General features: G+C 72.4%; 11 protein-coding genes. 8 read left to right on the forward strand and 3 right to left on the reverse strand.

All coding sequences use genetic code 11. The annotated features are described in order from the left end of the window. Positions 1-172 precede the first annotated feature (172 nt). The 5 genes from ACIBBF_RS16380 to glcF all read left to right on the forward strand — a co-directional run bounded on the left by ACIBBF_RS16380 (position 173) and on the right by glcF (position 6,823). Entirely contained in the window at positions 173-919 is a 747-nt protein-coding gene (locus tag ACIBBF_RS16380; protein WP_397415209.1) for an IclR family transcriptional regulator, read from the forward strand. Between the two features lie 121 nt (positions 920-1,040). After that, on the forward strand, positions 1,041-2,627 hold the full coding sequence (gene aceB, locus ACIBBF_RS16385; protein ID WP_397415212.1) for a malate synthase A: 1,587 nt from the start codon (positions 1,041-1,043) through the stop codon (positions 2,625-2,627). Between the two features lie 100 nt (positions 2,628-2,727). Continuing rightward, positions 2,728-4,203, forward strand: coding sequence for an FAD-linked oxidase C-terminal domain-containing protein (locus tag ACIBBF_RS16390; RefSeq protein WP_397415214.1), 1,476 nt, complete (start codon positions 2,728-2,730; stop codon positions 4,201-4,203). Beyond that, positions 4,203-5,486, forward strand: coding sequence for an FAD-binding oxidoreductase (locus tag ACIBBF_RS16395; RefSeq protein WP_397415216.1), 1,284 nt, complete (start codon positions 4,203-4,205; stop codon positions 5,484-5,486). Before ACIBBF_RS16390 ends, ACIBBF_RS16395 begins: the two co-directional genes overlap by 1 nt. Then, complete coding sequence (gene glcF, locus ACIBBF_RS16400) at positions 5,486-6,823, forward strand: glycolate oxidase subunit GlcF (RefSeq protein ID WP_397415219.1); 1,338 nt, start codon at positions 5,486-5,488, stop codon at positions 6,821-6,823. The genes ACIBBF_RS16395 and glcF overlap by 1 nt, the downstream gene beginning before the upstream one ends. A 48-nt stretch (positions 6,824-6,871) precedes the next feature. Here the strand turns inward: glcF and ACIBBF_RS16405 are convergent, their stop codons facing one another. Beyond that, the gene (locus tag ACIBBF_RS16405) at positions 6,872-9,382 is read right to left on the reverse strand and encodes a hypothetical protein (RefSeq protein ID WP_397415220.1); all 2,511 of its coding nucleotides are present in this window, start codon (positions 9,380-9,382) and stop codon (positions 6,872-6,874) included. 171 nt (positions 9,383-9,553) lie between these two features. Then, positions 9,554-11,884 carry a hypothetical protein gene (locus tag ACIBBF_RS16410; protein ID WP_397415221.1) on the reverse strand — a complete coding sequence of 777 codons (2,331 nt, stop codon included), beginning with the start codon at positions 11,882-11,884 and terminating at the stop codon, positions 9,554-9,556. A gap of 271 nt (positions 11,885-12,155) precedes the next feature. On the opposite strand from ACIBBF_RS16410, the gene ACIBBF_RS16415 reads away from it, so the two are divergent. After that, entirely contained in the window at positions 12,156-13,973 is a 1,818-nt protein-coding gene (locus ACIBBF_RS16415) for an L-lactate permease (RefSeq protein ID WP_397415223.1), read from the forward strand. 18 nt (positions 13,974-13,991) lie between these two features. On the opposite strand, the gene ACIBBF_RS16420 is transcribed toward ACIBBF_RS16415, so the two are convergent. After that, on the reverse strand, positions 13,992-15,449 hold the full coding sequence (locus tag ACIBBF_RS16420; RefSeq protein ID WP_397415225.1) for a hypothetical protein: 1,458 nt from the start codon (positions 15,447-15,449) through the stop codon (positions 13,992-13,994). On the opposite strand from ACIBBF_RS16420, the gene ACIBBF_RS16425 reads away from it, so the two are divergent. Both ACIBBF_RS16425 and ACIBBF_RS16430 read left to right on the forward strand, forming a co-directional pair. Then, entirely contained in the window at positions 15,402-16,376 is a 975-nt protein-coding gene (locus ACIBBF_RS16425) for a hypothetical protein (protein WP_397415227.1), read from the forward strand. The two genes, ACIBBF_RS16420 and ACIBBF_RS16425, sit on opposite strands and share 48 nt — an antisense overlap. Further along, on the forward strand, positions 16,373-17,383 hold the full coding sequence (locus tag ACIBBF_RS16430; RefSeq protein ID WP_397415229.1) for an HAD-IIA family hydrolase: 1,011 nt from the start codon (positions 16,373-16,375) through the stop codon (positions 17,381-17,383). The genes ACIBBF_RS16425 and ACIBBF_RS16430 overlap by 4 nt, the downstream gene beginning before the upstream one ends. Positions 17,384-17,672 lie beyond the last annotated feature (289 nt).

Consider the following 17,672-nt stretch of genomic DNA (forward strand, 5'->3'; position numbering starts at 1 on the left):
AACCATTCAGCGTCAGGGGATGAACCCCCGGACCGCCCCTGCTGGGGGTGGCCGGGAGCGGTTCATCCCCTGACGCATTTCTATGCCCCGAACAGGGCACATCTTCGTCTTCCGTCGTGTGGAATGCTGGTTCCGGCGGCCTGCCGGCCGCCGGTTCGGCGGGGAGGACGACATGGCAGAGGCTGGCGTGCAGTCGGTCGAGCGAGCGCTCGACCTGCTGGAGATCCTGGCGGAGCTCGGCGACGACGCCGGCCTGAGCGAGCTCTCGGAGCGGTCCGGTCTGCCGCTGCCGACGATCCACCGGCTGATGCGCACCCTCGTGTCCCGTGGTTACGCGCGTCGTCTGCCGTCCCGCCGGTACGCGCTCGGTGCGCGGGCCATGGGCCTGGGGGAGGCGGCCGGTCGTCAGCTCGGCGCCGGGGCGCGGCGTCATCTGGCGCGGCTCGCCCGGGAGCTGGGGGAGACCGCGAACCTCGCGATGCTCGACGGTGAGATGGCCGTCTACGTGGCGCAGGCGGCGTCGTCGCACTCGATGCGGATGTTCACCGAGGTGGGGCGGCGCGTGCACCTGCACAGCACCGGCGTCGGCAAGGCGCTCCTGGGTGAGCTGTCGGACGACGTGGTCCGGGGCATCGCGGTCCGCGCCGGTCTGGAGCCTGCGACCGACCGGACGATCACCGACGTCGACGCGTTGCTTGCCGCGATGGGCGAGATCCGCGACCGCGGCTACGCCGTCGACGACGGGGAGCAGGAGGTGGGCGTGCGGTGCTTTGCCGTGGTCGTGCCCGGCGTGCCCGTGCCGACGGCGCTGTCCGTGTCGGGGCCGTCGGCACGGGTGTCGTTCGAGTTCGGCGAGCGGGCGGTGCCGCTGCTGCGGGACGTTGCCCAGGATGTGGCGCGCGAGCTGTCCGGGAGCTGAGCGATGCGTTGACCCCGGGGACCGCGGCGCTTAGGGTTTCCACTAGGAAGTATTCGGATTCCGTATCGTGGAAGATGCGGCGCGGGATTCGACGCACAGGCGCTCGACCAAGGGACTGACAGTGGACACTCCGGACGGCCTGACCCTCACCGCTGACATCGCACCGCGTGCCGAGGAGGTGCTGACCCCGCAGGCACTCGGACTGGTCGCTGCGCTGCACCGCGCGCTCGACGACCGGCGGCTCGAGCTGCTGGAGGCACGACGCCGGCGGGTCGAGCACCTCGCGGCCGGGGGCACGCTCGACTTCCTGCCCGAGACACGGCACGTCCGCGAGGACCCCACGTGGCGCGTGGCCCCGCCCGCGCCGGGCATCGAGGACCGGCGCTGCGAGATCACCGGCCCCACCGACCGCAAGATGACCATCAATGCGCTGAACTCCGGTGCGAAGGCGTGGCTCGCGGACCACGAGGACGCCAACACCCCGCAGTGGAGCGCGGTCGTGGGCGGACAGCTCAACCTGCTCGACGCGATCAACCGGACCATCGACTTCACGGGCGACAACGGCAAGCACTACGCGCTCAAGCCCGACGCGGAGCTGGCGACGATCATCGTCCGTCCCCGTGGCTGGCACCTGCCGGAGAAGCACGTCCTGGTCGACGGCAGGCCGGCCTCGGGCAGCCTGGTGGACTTCGCGCTGTACCTCGCCACGGCGGGGCTCCGGCAGATCGAGAAGGGGCAGGGGCCGTACTTCTACCTGCCCAAGATGGAGTCGCACCTGGAGGCGCGTCTCTGGAACGACGCGTTCGTGCTGGCCCAGGACTATCTCGGCATCCCGCAGGGCACCATCCGCGCCACGGTGCTCATCGAGACCTACCCTGCCGCGTTCGAGATGGAGGAGATCCTCTACGAGCTGCGGGAGCACAGCTCGGGCCTGAACGCCGGGCGCTGGGACTTCATGTTCTCGGTGATCAAGTCGTTCCGGACGCGCGGCAAGGAGTTCATGCTGCCGGACCGGAACGCCGTCACCATGACGGTGCCGTTCATGCGCGCCTACACCGAGCTGCTGGTCAAGACGTGCCATACCCGGGGCGCGCACGCGATCGGTGGGATGGCCGCGTTCATCCCGAGCCGCGACGAGGAGGTCAACGCCGCCGCGTTCGCCAAGGTGCGCGACGACAAGACGCGCGAGGCGAACGACGGGTTCGACGGTTCCTGGGTGGCGCACCCCGGCATGGTGGACCTCTGCACGGAGGTCTTCACCTCGGTGCTGGGTGACAACCCGAACCAGATCGACCGCACCCGCGAAGACGTGCAGGTCACCGCGGCGCAGCTGCTCGACGTCGCTGCCACGCCCGGCGACGTCACCGAGGCCGGCCTGCGCAACAACATCTCCGTGGGCATCCAGTACCTCAAGGCGTGGCTCGGCGGGCTCGGCGCCGTCGCCATCTTCAACCTCATGGAGGACGCCGCCACGGCGGAGATCTCCCGGTCGCAGGTGTGGCAGTGGCTGCACAACGACGTGACCCTCGCCGACACCGGCCACCGGGTCACGCACGAGCTGATCGACCAGATCGTCGAGGAGGAGATCGCCAAGCTGCCGGGTGACGCGGCAGACTACGAGGAGGCGAAGCAGACGTTCCTGGAGGTGGCGGTGGCGGACGACTACGCGGACTTCCTCACCCTGCCGGCATACGACCGCATGCCCTGACCCTTCCCGTCGAGTGCGGGATCTTCGCCCTCGAGACGCGGTTTCGAGGGCGAAGATCCCGCACTCAACGGAGTACCGCGTGCAACGAGGAGGTTGCCGGATGGGATCTAGCACTTCCAGCGGGCTGGCCGGCGTCGTCGCCGAGCTGTCGGCCGAGCTCGGCGAGGGCCGGGTGATCACCGACCGGCAGCGCCGCCGGACCTACGAGTCCGACGGGCTGGCGGCCTACCGCGTGGTGCCGGGCGTGGTGGTGCTCGCACGCAGCGCGGACGACGTGGCTGCGACGGTACGGGTCTGTGCGCGGCACGGCGTGCCGTTCGTCGCGCGTGGTTCCGGCACGGGTCTGTCGGGCGGTGCCCTGCCGCACCCCGACGGGGTGCTGGTGGTGCTGTCCCAGATGCGGGAGGTGCGGGAGGCCGACGTCGTCAACCAGCGTGCCGTGGTCGAACCCGGGGTCATCAACCTGCAGCTCACCGCCGCGACCAGTCCTGACGGGTACTACTTCGCGCCCGACCCGTCCAGTCAGACGGTGTGCTCCATCGGCGGGAACGTCGCCGAGAACTCGGGCGGTGCGCACTGCCTCAAGTACGGCTTCACGACCAACCATGTCACGGGCGTGGACCTGGTGACCCCCGCAGGCGAGCAGGTCGAGATCGGCGGCAAGGCGCTCGACCCGCCCGGGTACGACCTGCTCGGTGCCGTGGTCGGCAGCGAGGGCACGCTCGGCGTCGTCACCGCCGTGACGGTGCGGCTGACCCGGCTGCCGCAGGAGGTGCGCACGCTCCTGGCCGCCTTCCGCACCATGGACGACGCCGGGGCCGCCACCTCCGCGATCATCGCGGCCGGCGTGATCCCCGCCGCCATCGAGATGATGGACGCCCTCTCGATCGAGGCCGCCGAGAAGGCCGTGCACTGCGGCTATCCCGAAGGCGCCGGCGCGGTGCTCGTCGTGGAGCTGGACGGTGCCGCGCCGGACGTCGCCGGGGAGTTCGACGACGTGGTGCGGCTGTGCGAGGCGGCCGGCGCGTTCGAGGTGCGGGTCGCGGCCGACGACGCCGAGCGCGCCCTGATCTGGAAGGGCCGCAAGTCCGCGTTCGCGGCGGTCGGGCGGATCAGCCCCGACTACATCGTGCAGGACGGCGTGATCCCGCGCACCGCCCTGCCGCAGGTGCTCCGGCGGATCGCCGAGCTGGGCGACAGTGCCGGGGTGCGGGTCGCCAACGTCTTCCACGCCGGCGACGGCAACCTGCACCCGCTCGTGCTGTTCGACGGCGCGGTCGAGGGCGCCGTGGAGCGCGCCGAGGCGGTGGCCGGCGGCATCCTCGACCTGTGCCTGGAGCACGGCGGTTCCATCACGGGCGAGCACGGCGTGGGCGCCGACAAGGCCAAGCACATGCCGCGCATGTTCACGCCCGCCGACCTGGACACCATGCAGGCCGTGCGCTGCGCGTTCGACCCGGAGGGCATCGCCAACCCCGGCAAGGTGTTCCCCACGCCGCGGCTGTGCGGTGAGCAGCCCGGGCGGCGTCGTGGCACGCATCCGCTCGTGGAGTCGGGCGCGGCGGAGCTCTTCTGATGGCCGACCTGGAGCGGCTCGAGGCCGCGGTGCGCCCGCACGGCGGCGAGGTCCGGGAGGCGGGGCCGGGCGACGCCGTCGACGGGGTGGCGGCGTCGGCGGTGGCGCGGCCGGCGTCGGCGGAGGGGGTGGCCGCCGTGCTGCGCGAGGCGACCGTGCAGGGGCTGGCCACCGTGGCGCGCGGGGGAGCGACGGCGCTCGACTGGGGAGCGCCGCCCGAGCGTGCCGACCTGATCCTCGACACCACGGGCCTGGACCGGCTCGTCGAGCACGAGGCGGGTGACCTGGTGGTCGTGGCCGAGACCGGGCTGCCGGTGGCGGCGCTCCTGGACCACGTCGGTCGTGCGGCGCAGGAGCTCGTGGTGGACCTCCCGCCCGACCGGCTCGCGGGTGGGTCGACGGTGGGCGGTGCCCTGTCGACGGGGATGTCGGGGCCGCGGCGCCTGCAGCGCGGCGGGATCCGCGACCTTGTGCTGGGGGCCACCGTGGTGCTCGCCGACGGCACGGTCGCCTCCTCCGGCGGCAAGGTGGTCAAGAACGTGGCCGGGTACGACCTCGCCAAGCTCCTGACGGGTGCGTACGGCACGCTCGGTGTCGTCGTGCGGGCCGCGTTCCGGCTGCATCCGGCTCGGCCGGAGCGGGCGTACGTGGTCGCCTCCGGACCGCTGGCCGACGTCGCGGCACGGGCCCGGGCGGTCGTCGCGTCCCAGCTCGCACCCGCCGCGGTCGAGATCGACCGGCCTGCCGGGAGCGACGTCGCGACCGTGGCGGTGCTGCTGGAGGGGGCGGAGACCGCCGTCGGGCAGCGGGCCGCCGCCGCGGCGGAGCTGGTGGGCGGACAGATCCAGGAGGTGCCACCCGAGTGGTGGGCGGCACTGCCGGGCGGCAGCGGTGTGCTCCCGTCGGTCCCGGAGGGAGCGGAGCCCCGGACGCTCGTCAAGGCGACCGCCACGCTCACCGGGGTGGCCGGCCTGCTCGCGGCGGCGCGCGACGCCGAGCAGCGGTACGGGGTGGGCGCCGCGCTGCGCGGGACCGCCGCGGGGGTGCTGTACGGGGCGGTCACGGGTACACCCGAGGCGACCGCGTCCGCCGTCGGGCACCTCCGGGGAGCTGCGGCCACGCCGCGGGAAGGGACCGTGACCGTGCTGCGCGCGTCGCACGAGGTGCGGGCCGCGATGGACGTGTGGGGCCCGGTGGGCGGGCTCGACCTGATGCGTGCCGTCAAACGGCAGCTCGACCCCGGGCGGAACCTCGCACCCGGCCGATTCGTGGGAGGCATCTGATGACCGAGGCCAAGCCGGACCTGCTGGGCTCGTTCGACGGGTCGGGGGCGTTCGACGCGCACCACCCGCCGCGACGCGAGCTCGTGGACGACTGCGTGCACTGCGGGTTCTGCCTGCCCGCCTGTCCCACGTACTCGCTCTGGGGCGAGGAGATGGACTCCCCGCGCGGCCGGATCTACCTCATGAAGGAGGGGCTGGAGGGGGAGCCGATGTCGCCGGCGCTGGTGCAGCACGTCGATGCCTGCCTCGGGTGCATGGCCTGTGTGACGGCGTGCCCGTCGGGCGTGCAGTACGACAAGCTGGTGGAGGCGACACGGCAGCAGGTCGAACGGCGCGGTGCGGAGCACCGCACGCTCGGTCAGCGGCTGCTGCGGTCGGCGATCTTCGCCCTGTTCCCGCGGCCGGAGCGGCTGCGTCGGGTGCTGCCCCTGCTGGCGGCGTACCAGCGGTCCGGTCTGTCGCGCGTGGTGCGTCCGGTGCTGGAGCGGGTCTCGCCGACCCTGGCGACGATGGAGGCGATCGCCCCGCCCGTGGGACCGCGCGTCCCGGTGCCGGCCCTGGTGCCTGCCGCCGGGACGAAGCGGCTGACCGTGGGGCTGCTGCTGGGCTGCGTGCAGCGCGAGTTCTATCCGGGCGTCAACGCGGCGACGGCGCGGGTGCTGGCGGCGGAAGGATGCGATGTCGTCGTGCCGCCCGACCAGGGATGCTGCGGCGCGCTGTCCGTGCACGCGGGGCGGGAGGCCGAGGGGCTCGACTACGCGCGGGCGCTCATCGACACGTTCGCGGACGCGGGCGTGGAACGGATAGTGGCCAACTCGGCCGGGTGCGGGTCGACGATGAAGGACTACGCGGACCTGCTGGCGGACGACCCCGAGTACGCGGAGCGGGCGGCGTCGTTCGCGGCGAAGACCCGCGACATCTCGGAGGTGCTGGCGGAGCTGGAGCCCGTCGCGCCCAGGCATCCGCTGCCGATGACCGTGGCCTACCACGACGCGTGCCACCTGCGGCACGCGCAGGGCGTCAAGGTCCAGCCACGGGCAGTGCTCGCGACGATCCCGGGGCTGGTGGTCAAGGAGATCGCCGAGGGCGACATGTGCTGCGGGTCGGCCGGAATCTACAACCTCACCAACCCCGAGCCTGCGCGGGAGCTGGGGGACCGGAAGGCCGCGAACGTGGCGGCGACCGGGGCCGAGCTGCTGGTCACGTCCAACCCCGGCTGCCTGCTGCAGATCACCGACGCGCTGCGGCGGCAGGGGAGGGAGATCCCGACGGCGCACATGGTGCTGGTGCTGGACGCGTCCCTGCGGGGCGCCGGGCCGGAGGAGCTGCTGCGGTGACGGCTCGGACCCGGCACCGGGGGAGCCGGTGCCGGGTCCGAGTGGGTTCTAGCGGGAGATGTAGAACTCGCGGAGGTCGACGAAGTCGCCCGGGTCGGCAACGAAGCGGACCTTGCCGTCGAGGGTGCCGCCGGGGCTGAGCCAGACCCATTTGCTGCCGGTCTCGGTCGCGTGAGCGTTGACCGTGCCGAGGAACCGCGATCCCATGTAGACTTTCATGCTTCCGTAGCGGGGTCCGGTGTTGACCTTGGCGTAGATCGCGACGCCGCTGTATCCGCGGGTGGTGATCAGGTCGCCGTTGCCGGGCCAGATGCGGTGGAGGTAGGGGCCGAACGACTGGCCGTCGAGCTTGTCGGCGCTCACGGGCATGGTGGAGCAGCGCCAGCCCGACCAGCTGCCCCAGTGATCGGACTGCCAGCCCAACCAGCTGCTCCAGCGACGGGCCAGGTCCTTGGCCCGCACCCGCAGGCAGTGCTGGCCTGCCTCCGTCAGCGGGCGGGTGTACGAGGTGGCGGAGGTCCAGACCGGCTCCTCCGCGCCGGTCGCACTGCGGGTCAGGCTGCGCTGCACGGAGTAGCCGTCGATGCCGAAGTCATCCTCGGCGGTCCAGGTGAACTGCGGCTCCGCGGTCCGCACGCCGTCGACCACGCGGGTCTGGCTCGGCTTGATCCACCGCGGGTACGTCGTACCAGTGACCTGCGGTGCCTCACCGTCCGTGTACGTGCAGCGCTCCGCCATCCACTCCGAGACCGAATCGTCGTCGTCGTAGCCGCGGGCCTGGAAGCAGACGTTGTGTCCGGTGGGGACGTCCTGCAGCCGGAAGACGACTTCGAAGTCGGCCGAAGCCTGCTTGACCGTCCAGTCGGGAGGCGCCTCGCCCGGCACGAACCAGCGGTAGCGTACGTCGGACCTGATCAGCGTTTCGCCACTCGCGCCGAGGTAGCGGTACTCGATGGTCGTCTTGCCGTCGTCGTCCGCTTGGACGACGGCCGGCACCGAATGGGCCACCACCTGGTTGGTGGTGCCGACCGTGTCCTTGCAGTCCCCGTCGTACCAGGCACTCGCGTTTCCGGCCCTGTCCGTGATGCGGCCCTGCCAGCAGATGCGCGACGGCGCGGGGTACTCCGCCACCTCGTCCGGAGGGGCCGGCATCCAGTCGCCGAACTGCGACTCGCCGGCCTGGCGGACTCGGTACCGGAGCTCCTCCTCCGCGACGCCCGACGGCAGGAACGGCGGCGTGCCGTAGTCGATGCCGCCGACGAACGTCGTGAACCGTGCGGTGCCGGGAGCGAGGGGCACGACTCCGGCAGCCCAGACGGACCTCGTTTCCGGCGGCGCCTCGTCGACAGCTATCTCTGTTGCCGGGATGGATGACCATGACGTGAGGTCTCGGGCGATCCGTACGTCCCCGACGTTGTCCACAAAGACGACAGCCGTACCGGTGTCGTCCAGGTCGAAGGCGGTGGCCCGGCCGAGCGTCCCTGGCGTGCCGCCCAGGTACGGCGCGGCGAGCAGCTCGCCGCTGACGGTGGAGATCCCGAGCGCGAATCCCTTGCCCAGCTGTGGCGGCGTGTCGGTTCGCTTCATGCGGACGGCGAGCGTGACGTCGTCGTACACGCCCGCGCTGTCCGCAGTGAGACCGACGACGCCGTCCGTGCAGGAAGCGAGTGCGAAGCGGCCGCGAGCGTCCTCGACGCGCGGGTCTGACGCACCGGGAACGGCGCCGCACGGGTCACCGTCGATCGGGGTGGTGGAGCCGGTTGTGGCGTTCCATTGCTGGACGAGCGGAAACCACAGGAACTCGGAGTCGTCGACTGCGTACAGCGAGCTGTCGGTGATCGCGAACCCGTTCTCGATCTTGGGAGGTGTCCCGTCTCCTCCGCCGCCGGGCTGAAGCAGCTTCTGCCCACCGCCCGTCACCTGCTGCGTGACCGGCTCGAGTCCCCAGTTGCCCTCGGCGAGGTACGCCACGCGCTGTGCGCCGCGGCCCAGCACGGTGCCTTCCGGCACGGTGCGGTAGCCGCCGCCGTCGCGGGACCAGGCGAGCACGTCAGTGGTGCCGACGTCGAGCAGCAGCACGTCGTGCTCCGACGCCAGCAGGTCCCCCTTCAGGAAGCGATCGCCCCACCAGCTCGACCAGTCGCCGCTGCCGTCGAGCGGTCGCCAGTACCCGCGACGGCCCACGGCGAGGTTGATGACCTCGACGAACAGGTTGTCGCCGGCCACGTGCGCGTCGACGACCCTGCCGAGGCCGGCGAGCTCCTCGGACGAGGCGAGCACCTGGGTGGGTACCTGTTCCACCCTGAGGAGGCTCGGGTCGGAGGCGGTCGTGGCAACGGCTGCTGGCGTGGCAGCTGCACCGGCTGCGAGAAGCCCCGCGGCACAGATCCCGGCTGCCCAGGCGGCGGCCGGTCTTCGGGTGAGTTTCATGATCGATCCGTTCCTTTGGTTGCGTTGATTGCCCTCCTTGGGGCTGGCACCGCAGAACGGACGGCTGAACAAGATCGGACCGGGTGCCCTCCCGTTTCCGTGCGAGCCGAACGAGTTCGGCTCCGGCACCACCTTCGCGGTGCGGGACCGGGGCGTAACAGGGGCGGCAGCCCTGCCCAGATGGGACCTTTGGCCCGCACCGCTGGCACGCGCCCGCAATTCGGGCCCGTGCCAGCGGGGAGCCGGCTCCGGGCCCGAGCATCGCGAGCCGAGACCTCGGCGCGGTATCAGTGCGGCGCCTCAGCGGGCGATGTAGAACTCTCGCAGGTCCACGAAGTCGCCCGCGTTCGCCACGAATCGCACCTTGCCGTCCAGCTTTTCGCCGGGGCTCAGCCAGACCCACTTGCTGCCCGCCTCGGCCGCGTGCGCGTTCACGGTGCCGAGGAACCGCGACCCCATGTAGACCTTCATGCTGCCGAACCGCGGACCGGTGGTCACCTTCGCGTAGATCGCGACGCCGCTGTAGCCGCGGGTGGTGACGAGGTCGCCGGTACCGGGCCAGACCCGGTGGTGGTACGGGCCGAACGACATACCGTCGAGCTTCGCCGAGCTGACCGGCATGGTGGAGCACCGCCAGCCCGACCAGGCACTCAGGTGCCCGGCCAGGTCCTTGGCCCGGACCCGGAAGCAGTGCTGGCCGGCTTCGGTCAGGGGGCGGGTGTACGAGGTGCTCGTCGTCCAGAACGGCCGCTCAGCACCGACCTCGGTGCGGGACAGGTTGCGCTGTACCAGGTAGCCCTCGATGCCGAAGTTCTCATAGAAGGCCCAGGTGAACACCGGGTCCGCGGTGCGCACGCCGTCGACCACGCGGGTCTGGCTGGGCTTGGTCCACCGGGGGTAGGCCAGGCTCCTGATCCGGGGCTCGGATGCGTCGGAGAACGTGCACTCCTCGGGCGTCCAGTCCCCGGCGGTTCCGTTCAGGTCGTATCCGCGCGCCTGGAAACAGACGAAGCTGCCGTTCGGCACATCGGCGCCGTAAAGGCGGCTCCAGCCGCCACCGTTGCCCTCCACGAGGGTCCAGTCCGGTGGCGTCTCACCTCGCGGGTAGACGCGGTATCGCACGTCGGACTCGGCGAAGTACAGATCGTCCATGCCCTTGTAGTAGAAGAAGATCCTGCCCTGATTCGCGTCCGTCGCCGGGGGCAGTGGCTCGGCAACCAGCTGGTTGGTGACGTCGGGTACGACCTCGCACTTCTCGCCCTGCCAGCCGCTGTCGTTGCCGGCGTTGTCCACCGCCCGGCCCTCCCAGCAGACCGTCGCGCCCACCGGGTACTCGACCGGCTCGCCCTCGGGCACGGGCATCGGGTCGCCGAAGTCCGTCTCGCCTGCAAGTTTGATGCGGGCGCGCAGGTCGGTCTCGGTCTCCGCGACGCCCGACTCTTCGAACGGCGGAGTCGCCACGTCGCGGGCCTGCACGTAGGTCTCGTACCTGCCGGTCTCCGGCGTGGCGGGCTCGAGAGGCGTGGGAAAGACCTGCACGGACGGTGCCGCGTGGTCCACGATCTCCGTTGCGGGCGTTGACGACCACGGTGTCAGGTCGCGGGCGATTCGTACGTCCCCGGTGTCGTCCACGAGGACGACGTTGGTGCCGGCGTCGTTCAGGTCGAAGGCCGTGGCCTCGCCGAGGGTGCCGGGCGCGCCGCCCAGGGTCGGCGCGGCGAGCAGGTCGCCGCGCGTGGTAGAGACGCCGACCACGACGCCGTCGCCGAGCTGCGGGTGCGTGGTGGTGCGTTCCATCGGGACGGCGAGCATGACGTCGCGGTACACCTCGGCGCTGTCTCCCGTGAGCCCGACGACGCCGTCCTGGCAGCTGGCGAGCGCGAAGCGGCCGTGGGCGTCCTCGATCCGGAGGTCGTCCAGGTCGCGTGGCTGGTCGCACGGGTCGCCGCCGACGGCCGGCCACGGGTTCCCGGTGGCGGCGTCCCAGGCCGAGGCTGCCGGCCACTCGAAGACGTCCACCCCGTACAACGTGCTGCCGGCGATGGCGAAGCCGCTGGTGATGTCGGGAAGCGAGCCGTCCGACGGGTTCGCCGGCTTGACGGGGATCTGGTCACCACCGGTCACGAGCTGCGTGACCGGACCGGGGCTGCCGTAGTAGCCCTCGCCGGTGAAGGCCACGTACTGCGCGCCCTGGCCGAGCACGGCGTCGTCCGGCAGGGTGCGGCTGCCGCCGCCGTCGCGCGACCAGGCCAGCACGCGGGTGCTGCCGACGTCGAGCAGGAGGGCGTCGTTCTCGGCGGCCAGCAGGTTTCCGGTCAGGGTGCGGTTGCCCCAGGTGCCCGACCACGCGACCGTGTCGTCGTCGACCGGTCGCCAGTAGACGCGGCGCCCCTGCGGGGTGCTGACCTCGACGAACACGGTGTCGCCGGCCAGGTGTGCGTCGACGGCGGTGCCCAGGTCGGCGAGGTCGCCGGCCGAGGCGAGCACCTCGGTGGGCACGGGGTCGACGAGCAGGATGCCGGGGTCGGTCGCGGCTGTCGCTGCCGGTACGACCGCGACGCCCGCCGCGAGCAGGCTCGTCGCACAGGCCGCCGCCGCCCAGGCGGCGGCGGATCTCCTGGTGGGGGTCATGATCTGCGTCCGTTCTCCTCGTTGAGCTGACTACCCGCGGTCTGTCGGCGGGCCCAGTCCGACGCTGGCACGGCAGGATGCCCGGCTCAACGAAAGGAGGGTTCTGGGTGGGGTGATTCGGGGGCAGCCGAAGATATGCGTCGCGACTTCGTGGCGGGCATTCCCCATGACCCGAGGTAACTGCTACGTTTGTCAGTACGTGGAGTGATAGTTCCGACATGCGAAATATCCGCTGAACCCTACCCGGCAGCGTGGCCGGTCTGGAGTCACCATGGACAACCTCGGCGTCCTCGCCCTGCTCGCTCTCCTCCCGATCCTCGTGGTCGGCACCCTGCTCCTCGGGTTCCGCTGGCCCGCCCGCACCGCCATGCCCGTCGGGCTCGCCGTCGTCGTGGTGATCGCTCTGTTCGCCTGGCGGATGTCTCCGGTGGCCGTGGGCGCGTCCGTGGTGCAGGGGCTGCTCATCGCGGTGGGCCTGCTCTGGATCATCTTCGGTGCGCTGCTCATGCTGGAGACCCTGACCAAGAGCGGGGCGCTGCACACGATCCGAGCGGGGTTCACCACCATCAGCCCCGACCGGCGGGTCCAGGTGATCATCGTCGCCTGGCTGTTCGGGTCGTTCATCGAGGGTGCGGCCGGGTTCGGCACGCCGGCGGCCGTCGTCGCGCCGCTCCTCCTGGCGCTCGGTTTCCCCGCCGCGGCCGCCGTGATGGCAGGCCTCGTCATCCAGTCCACGCCGGTGAGCTTCGGCGCCGTCGGGACGCCCATGCTCACCGGGCTCGGGACCGGGCTGGCCGACACGTCCGGCGCCCTGGCACCCGAGGTACAGGCGCGCGCCGACGCGCTCGGGCTGGACCACCTGGGCTTCGTCGCCCACACCGCCACGCAGGTGGCGACCGTCCACGCCATCGTCGGCATCCTGGTGCCGCTCATCCTCGTCACGCTCATGTGCGGGTTCTACGGCGAGAAGCGGTCGTTCCGGGCCGGGCTCGCCGTCGCGCCGTTCGCCGTCTACGCGGCCCTCGCGATGATCGTGCCGTACGTGACCGTGGCCTACGTGCTGGGGCCGGAGTTCCCGTCGCTGCTCGGCGGGTTCCTCGGGCTGGTGCTGGTGATGTTCACGTCGTCCAAGGGCTTCCTCATGCCCCAGGACGTGTGGGACTTCCCGCCGCGGGAACGCTGGAGCGACCGCTGGATGGGCACCGTCGACCCCACGCAGGAGGCGGCCACGCTGACCCGCAGCATGTCGATGGTGCGTGCCTGGTCCCCGTACGTGATCGTGGCCGCCCTGCTGCTCCTGACCCGGAACGTCCCCGCGATCAAGGAGTTCCTCACCGGCCCCGCCGTCATCGAGGTACCCGACATCTTCGGCACCGGGATCAGCCAGAACATGGACCTCCTCTACTCCCCGGGAGCGATCTTCCTGCTCGCGTGCCTGGTCACCTACGTGCTGCACGGCATGCGGCGGTCGCAGATCGCCGCCTCGTGGCGGGTCGCGGGCGCCCAGCTCGGCGGGGCGGCGTTCGCGCTGCTGTGCGCGGTGCCCCTGGTGCGCATCTTCATCAACTCCGGGCCCGACTTCAACGCCGCGGGCCTGGACTCGATGCCCATCACCCTGGCCCAGGCCGCCGCCGACCTGGCCGGCCAGGGCTGGCCGATCGTGTCGCCGTTCATCGGTGCCCTGGGTGCGTTCGTGGCGGGGTCCAACACGGTGTCCAACATGATGTTCTCGCTGTTCCAGTTCAACACCGGCCTCGGCATCGGGGCGGCGTCGCCCGAGACCGTCGCCGCCCTGCAGGCCGTGGGCGGTGCGGCGGGCAACATGGTGGCCGTGCACAACGTCGTCGCGGCCGCCGCGACCGTGGGCCTGCTCGGCCGCGAGGGCGACCTCATCCGCAGGACGATCCTGCCGATGACCTACTACTGTCTCGCGGCGGGCGGGATCGGGTACCTGTGGATCTTCGGGCTCGGGTTCAACGCCGGACTGGTGGTGCTGCTGCTCGTCGTGGCGGCGCTGGTGGTGATCGGGGTGCGGATGGTGCGGACCCCGGACGCCTACAACCCGGAGGTGGTGCCGGCACGCGTGTGAGGCCGCCGGCAGCGCACGTCACAGCGTTCTGACCCTCGGAGACGGCTGCGCGCATGGGAGAATGTGCGGGCATCTGTCATCGAAGGGAACACCGTGAACGAAACGCCCCGTGACCAGGGGAACGACCGCGAGGGCGACCGCCGCGGCGAACGCAGGAGCGGCAGCCGGGCCGAGGGCCGGGGGCCCCGCCGCGACGAGCGCGGTGGAGACCGGGGCGGCCGGTACGACGGCGCTCGCGGCGGCTCGCGACGGTACGACGACGACCGTCCGCGGCGGACCTTCGACCGTGACGACCGTCCGCGTCGGGACGAGCGTCCGGGCCGGGACGACCGCGGGGGCGACAGGTCCTTCGGGCGCGGTGACGACCGTCCGCGCCGCACCTCCGGCGAGCGGGGCGACGGCGACAGGGGCTACCGGGGCGGACGCGACGACCGCGGCGCCCGCGGTGACCGCCCGTACCGGGGTGGCGACGACCGTTCGGGCCGCTCCTACCAGGACCGGGACGGTCGTGGTGCGGGCCGTCCGGCACGCCGAGACGACGACCGGCCGCGTCGGTCGTTCGAGGATCGCGGTGGGGACCGTCCGCGTCGTGACGACCGGGTCGGTGACCGTCCCTTCCGTCGTGGGGACGACCGCCCGCGGCGTCCGTACGGCGACAGCGACGACCGTCCTCGCCGGTCCTACGGGGAGGACCGGCCGCGGCGTTCGTTCGAGGACCGTGGTGGGGATCGTCCGCGTCGTGACGACCGGGTGGGCGACCGTCCGTTCCGCCGTGACGAGGATCGGCCGCGGCGCAGCGTCGACCGGGACGACCGTCCGCGTCGGTCGTTCGAGGACCGTGGTGGGGATCGTCCGCGTCGTGACGACCGGGTCGGTGACCGCCCGTCCCGCCGTCACGACGACCGCCCGCAGCGCTCGTACGGTGACCGGGACGACCGTCCGCGGCGCAGCTTCGAGCGCGACGACCGGCCGAGCCGCTCCTACGGTGACCGGGACGACCGCGGGGCGCGGGACAGCCGCGGGCGGGACGACCGTCCGCGCCGTTCGTTCGACGACCGGGGCGACCGTCCGCGTCGGGACAGTGGCGCGGGCGACCGTCCGTTCCGGAGTGACGACCGGCGTGACGACCGCCGGCGTGACGACCGGCGTGACGACCGCCGGCGTGACGATCGCCGTGACGATCGCCGGGGTGGCGACCGTCGTTTCGACCGGGGCAGTGACCGTCCCGCGCGCGGTCGTGACGACCGCGGGCACGGCGACCGCGACCGCCGGGACCAGGACCGCCGGGAACATGACGACCGTGCTCCGCGCGTCCCGGAACCGGAGATCGCCGACGACGTCTCGTTCGGTGAGCTCGACCGGGAGGCGCGCTCGCGCCTGCGGGGGCTGAGCAAGGAGCACGCGGAGCACGTCGGGCTGCACCTGGTGATGGCGGGCCGGCTGCTCGACGTCGACCCGGAGCGTGCGTACGAGCACGCACAGGTCGCGCTGCGGCACGCGGGCCGGATCGACATCGTCCGCGAGGCCGCAGGTCTGGCTGCCTACCGCACCAACCGGTTCGCGGAGGCGCTGCGCGAGCTGCGCACCGTCCGCCGGCTGAACGGCTCGTCCGAGCACCTGCCGATCATGGCCGACGCCGAACGCGGACTCGGCCGGCCCGAGCGTGCGCTCGCGCTCGCGGCGTCGGAGGAGGCCGCGTCGCTCGACGCGACCGGCCGGGTCGAGCTCGCCATCGTGGCGAGCGGCGCCCGGTCCGACCTGGGCGAGCACGACGCCGCCCTGGCCGTGCTCGACAAGATCGCTCCCGCGGACGCCCCGGGCGACCTCGGCCTGCGGGTGCTCCAGGCCCGTGCCGTGGCGCTGGAGGCCGCAGGCCGGGACGACGAGGCCGCGGCCCTGCTCGCGACGGTCGACAGCGAGGCGCTCGAACGCGCCATCGGTGCGACCGTCCCCGAGGAGGACATCACCGTGTTCGACGTCGAGGAGGACGCGGCGCTCGCCGAGGAGGAGTACGCCGCCGATCACCCGGAGGAGTTCGCGGCGGACGAGCCCGAGGATGCTGACGAGGACGAGGACGAGGACGAGGGCTCGGCCGGTTCTGCGGACTCTGCTGACTCCGCGGACTCGCCCGGTTCTGCGGACTCTGCTGACTCTGCTGACTCTGCTGACTCTGCGGATTCCGCCGATTCCGCGGACTCCGCCGATTCGCAGGACGACGAGGACGACGAGGACGACCTCGACGAGCCGCAGGCGGACGCCGTCGACGAACCGAGCGACCCGGAGTCGGACCTCGAGTCCGGCCCTGAACCGGACACGGAGCCGAGTGCCGCTGGTCCCGCCACGGACGTGGGTGCGGACGCCGCCTCGGGTGACCGGTCCGACGTCGGGCAGGAGAAGGCATGACGGGCGCGGGCGGACTGCTCGCGAGCGACGTCCCGCTCGCGACGGCGTACGACCTCGCGCTCGTCGATCTCGACGGCGTGGCCTACAAGGGGCATCTGCCCGTCGAGCATGCCGCGGCGAGCCTGACCGCCGCGCGGTCGGGCGGGATGCGCCTGGTGTTCGTGACGAACAACGCCTCGCGTGAGCCGGAGGACGTCGCGAGCCAGCTCACCGGCCTCGACATCCCGACCGAGCCGGCCGAGGTGATGACGGCGGCGCAGGCGTGCGCCGCGCTGCTGACCACCCGGCTTGATCCGGGCGCGAAGGTGCTGGTGGTGGGCGGCAAGGGGCTGGTGACCGCCGTCCGCGCGGCGGGCTTCACCGTGGTGGGGTCGGCGGACGACGATCCGGACGCCGTCGCGCAGGGCTATGCCCCCGAGGTCGGCTGGACCCAGCTCGCCGAGGCCGCGTACGCCGTGGGTCGCGGGGCGTGGCACGTGGCGAGCAACCTGGACCTCTCGCTGCCGACCGCGCGTGGTTTCGCGCCCGGGAACGGGGCGCTGGTCGCGGCCGTGCGGTCGGCGACGGGCGTCGTGCCCGACAGCGCGGGCAAGCCGTCGCCCACCATGTACCGGCTCGCGGTCGAGCGCGCCGAGGCCAGCCGTCCGCTGGTGATCGGCGACCGCCTCGACACCGACCTGGCCGGCGCGCGCGGTGGCGGGTACCCGGGACTGCACGTGCTGACCGGCGTCTCCACGGCGCGTGACGCGGTGCTGGCCGTGCCGGGGGAGCGCCCGTCGTACCTGGCTGCGGACCTGCGCGCGCTCCTGGAGCCGCACGCGGCCCCGGCCCTGGTGGACGGCTGGCACGTCTGCGGTACGTCGGCCGCGCAGGTGGCCGACGGCGCACTGCGGCTGGACGGCGGCAGCGGGATCGACCTGGCCCGTGCCGCGTGCGCCGCGGCCTGGGCGGCCGTCGACGCGGGGGAGAAGCTGGACCCCTCGACGGTGCCCGAGCTCCCGGTCTGACGCGTACGGGCCGGCACGTACGGGCCGACGCGTACGTGCCGGCGGCGGCCCGGCGAGCCGGGCAGGTGGCCTCGTGGGCACTGGTCACTCGGTGTAGACGTTGTCGACGCAGAGTGACCTCGCCTCGCGGGGCAGGTGCGGTCCGGAGGTACGGTGCAGGCGTTCCGTGCTCCCGGGTTCTGTCGGGGGCGGCGGGTACCGTGTCAGGCAGGACGGTCAGGCAGGACGCAGGACCAGCCGTGCGCGGAGGCGGTGGGTCGACGGGCACGACGAGACAGTTGGGCACGAC

Source organism: Promicromonospora sp. NPDC050880 (assembly GCF_044456525.1).
Taxonomy (GTDB): Bacteria; Actinomycetota; Actinomycetes; order Actinomycetales; family Cellulomonadaceae; genus Promicromonospora.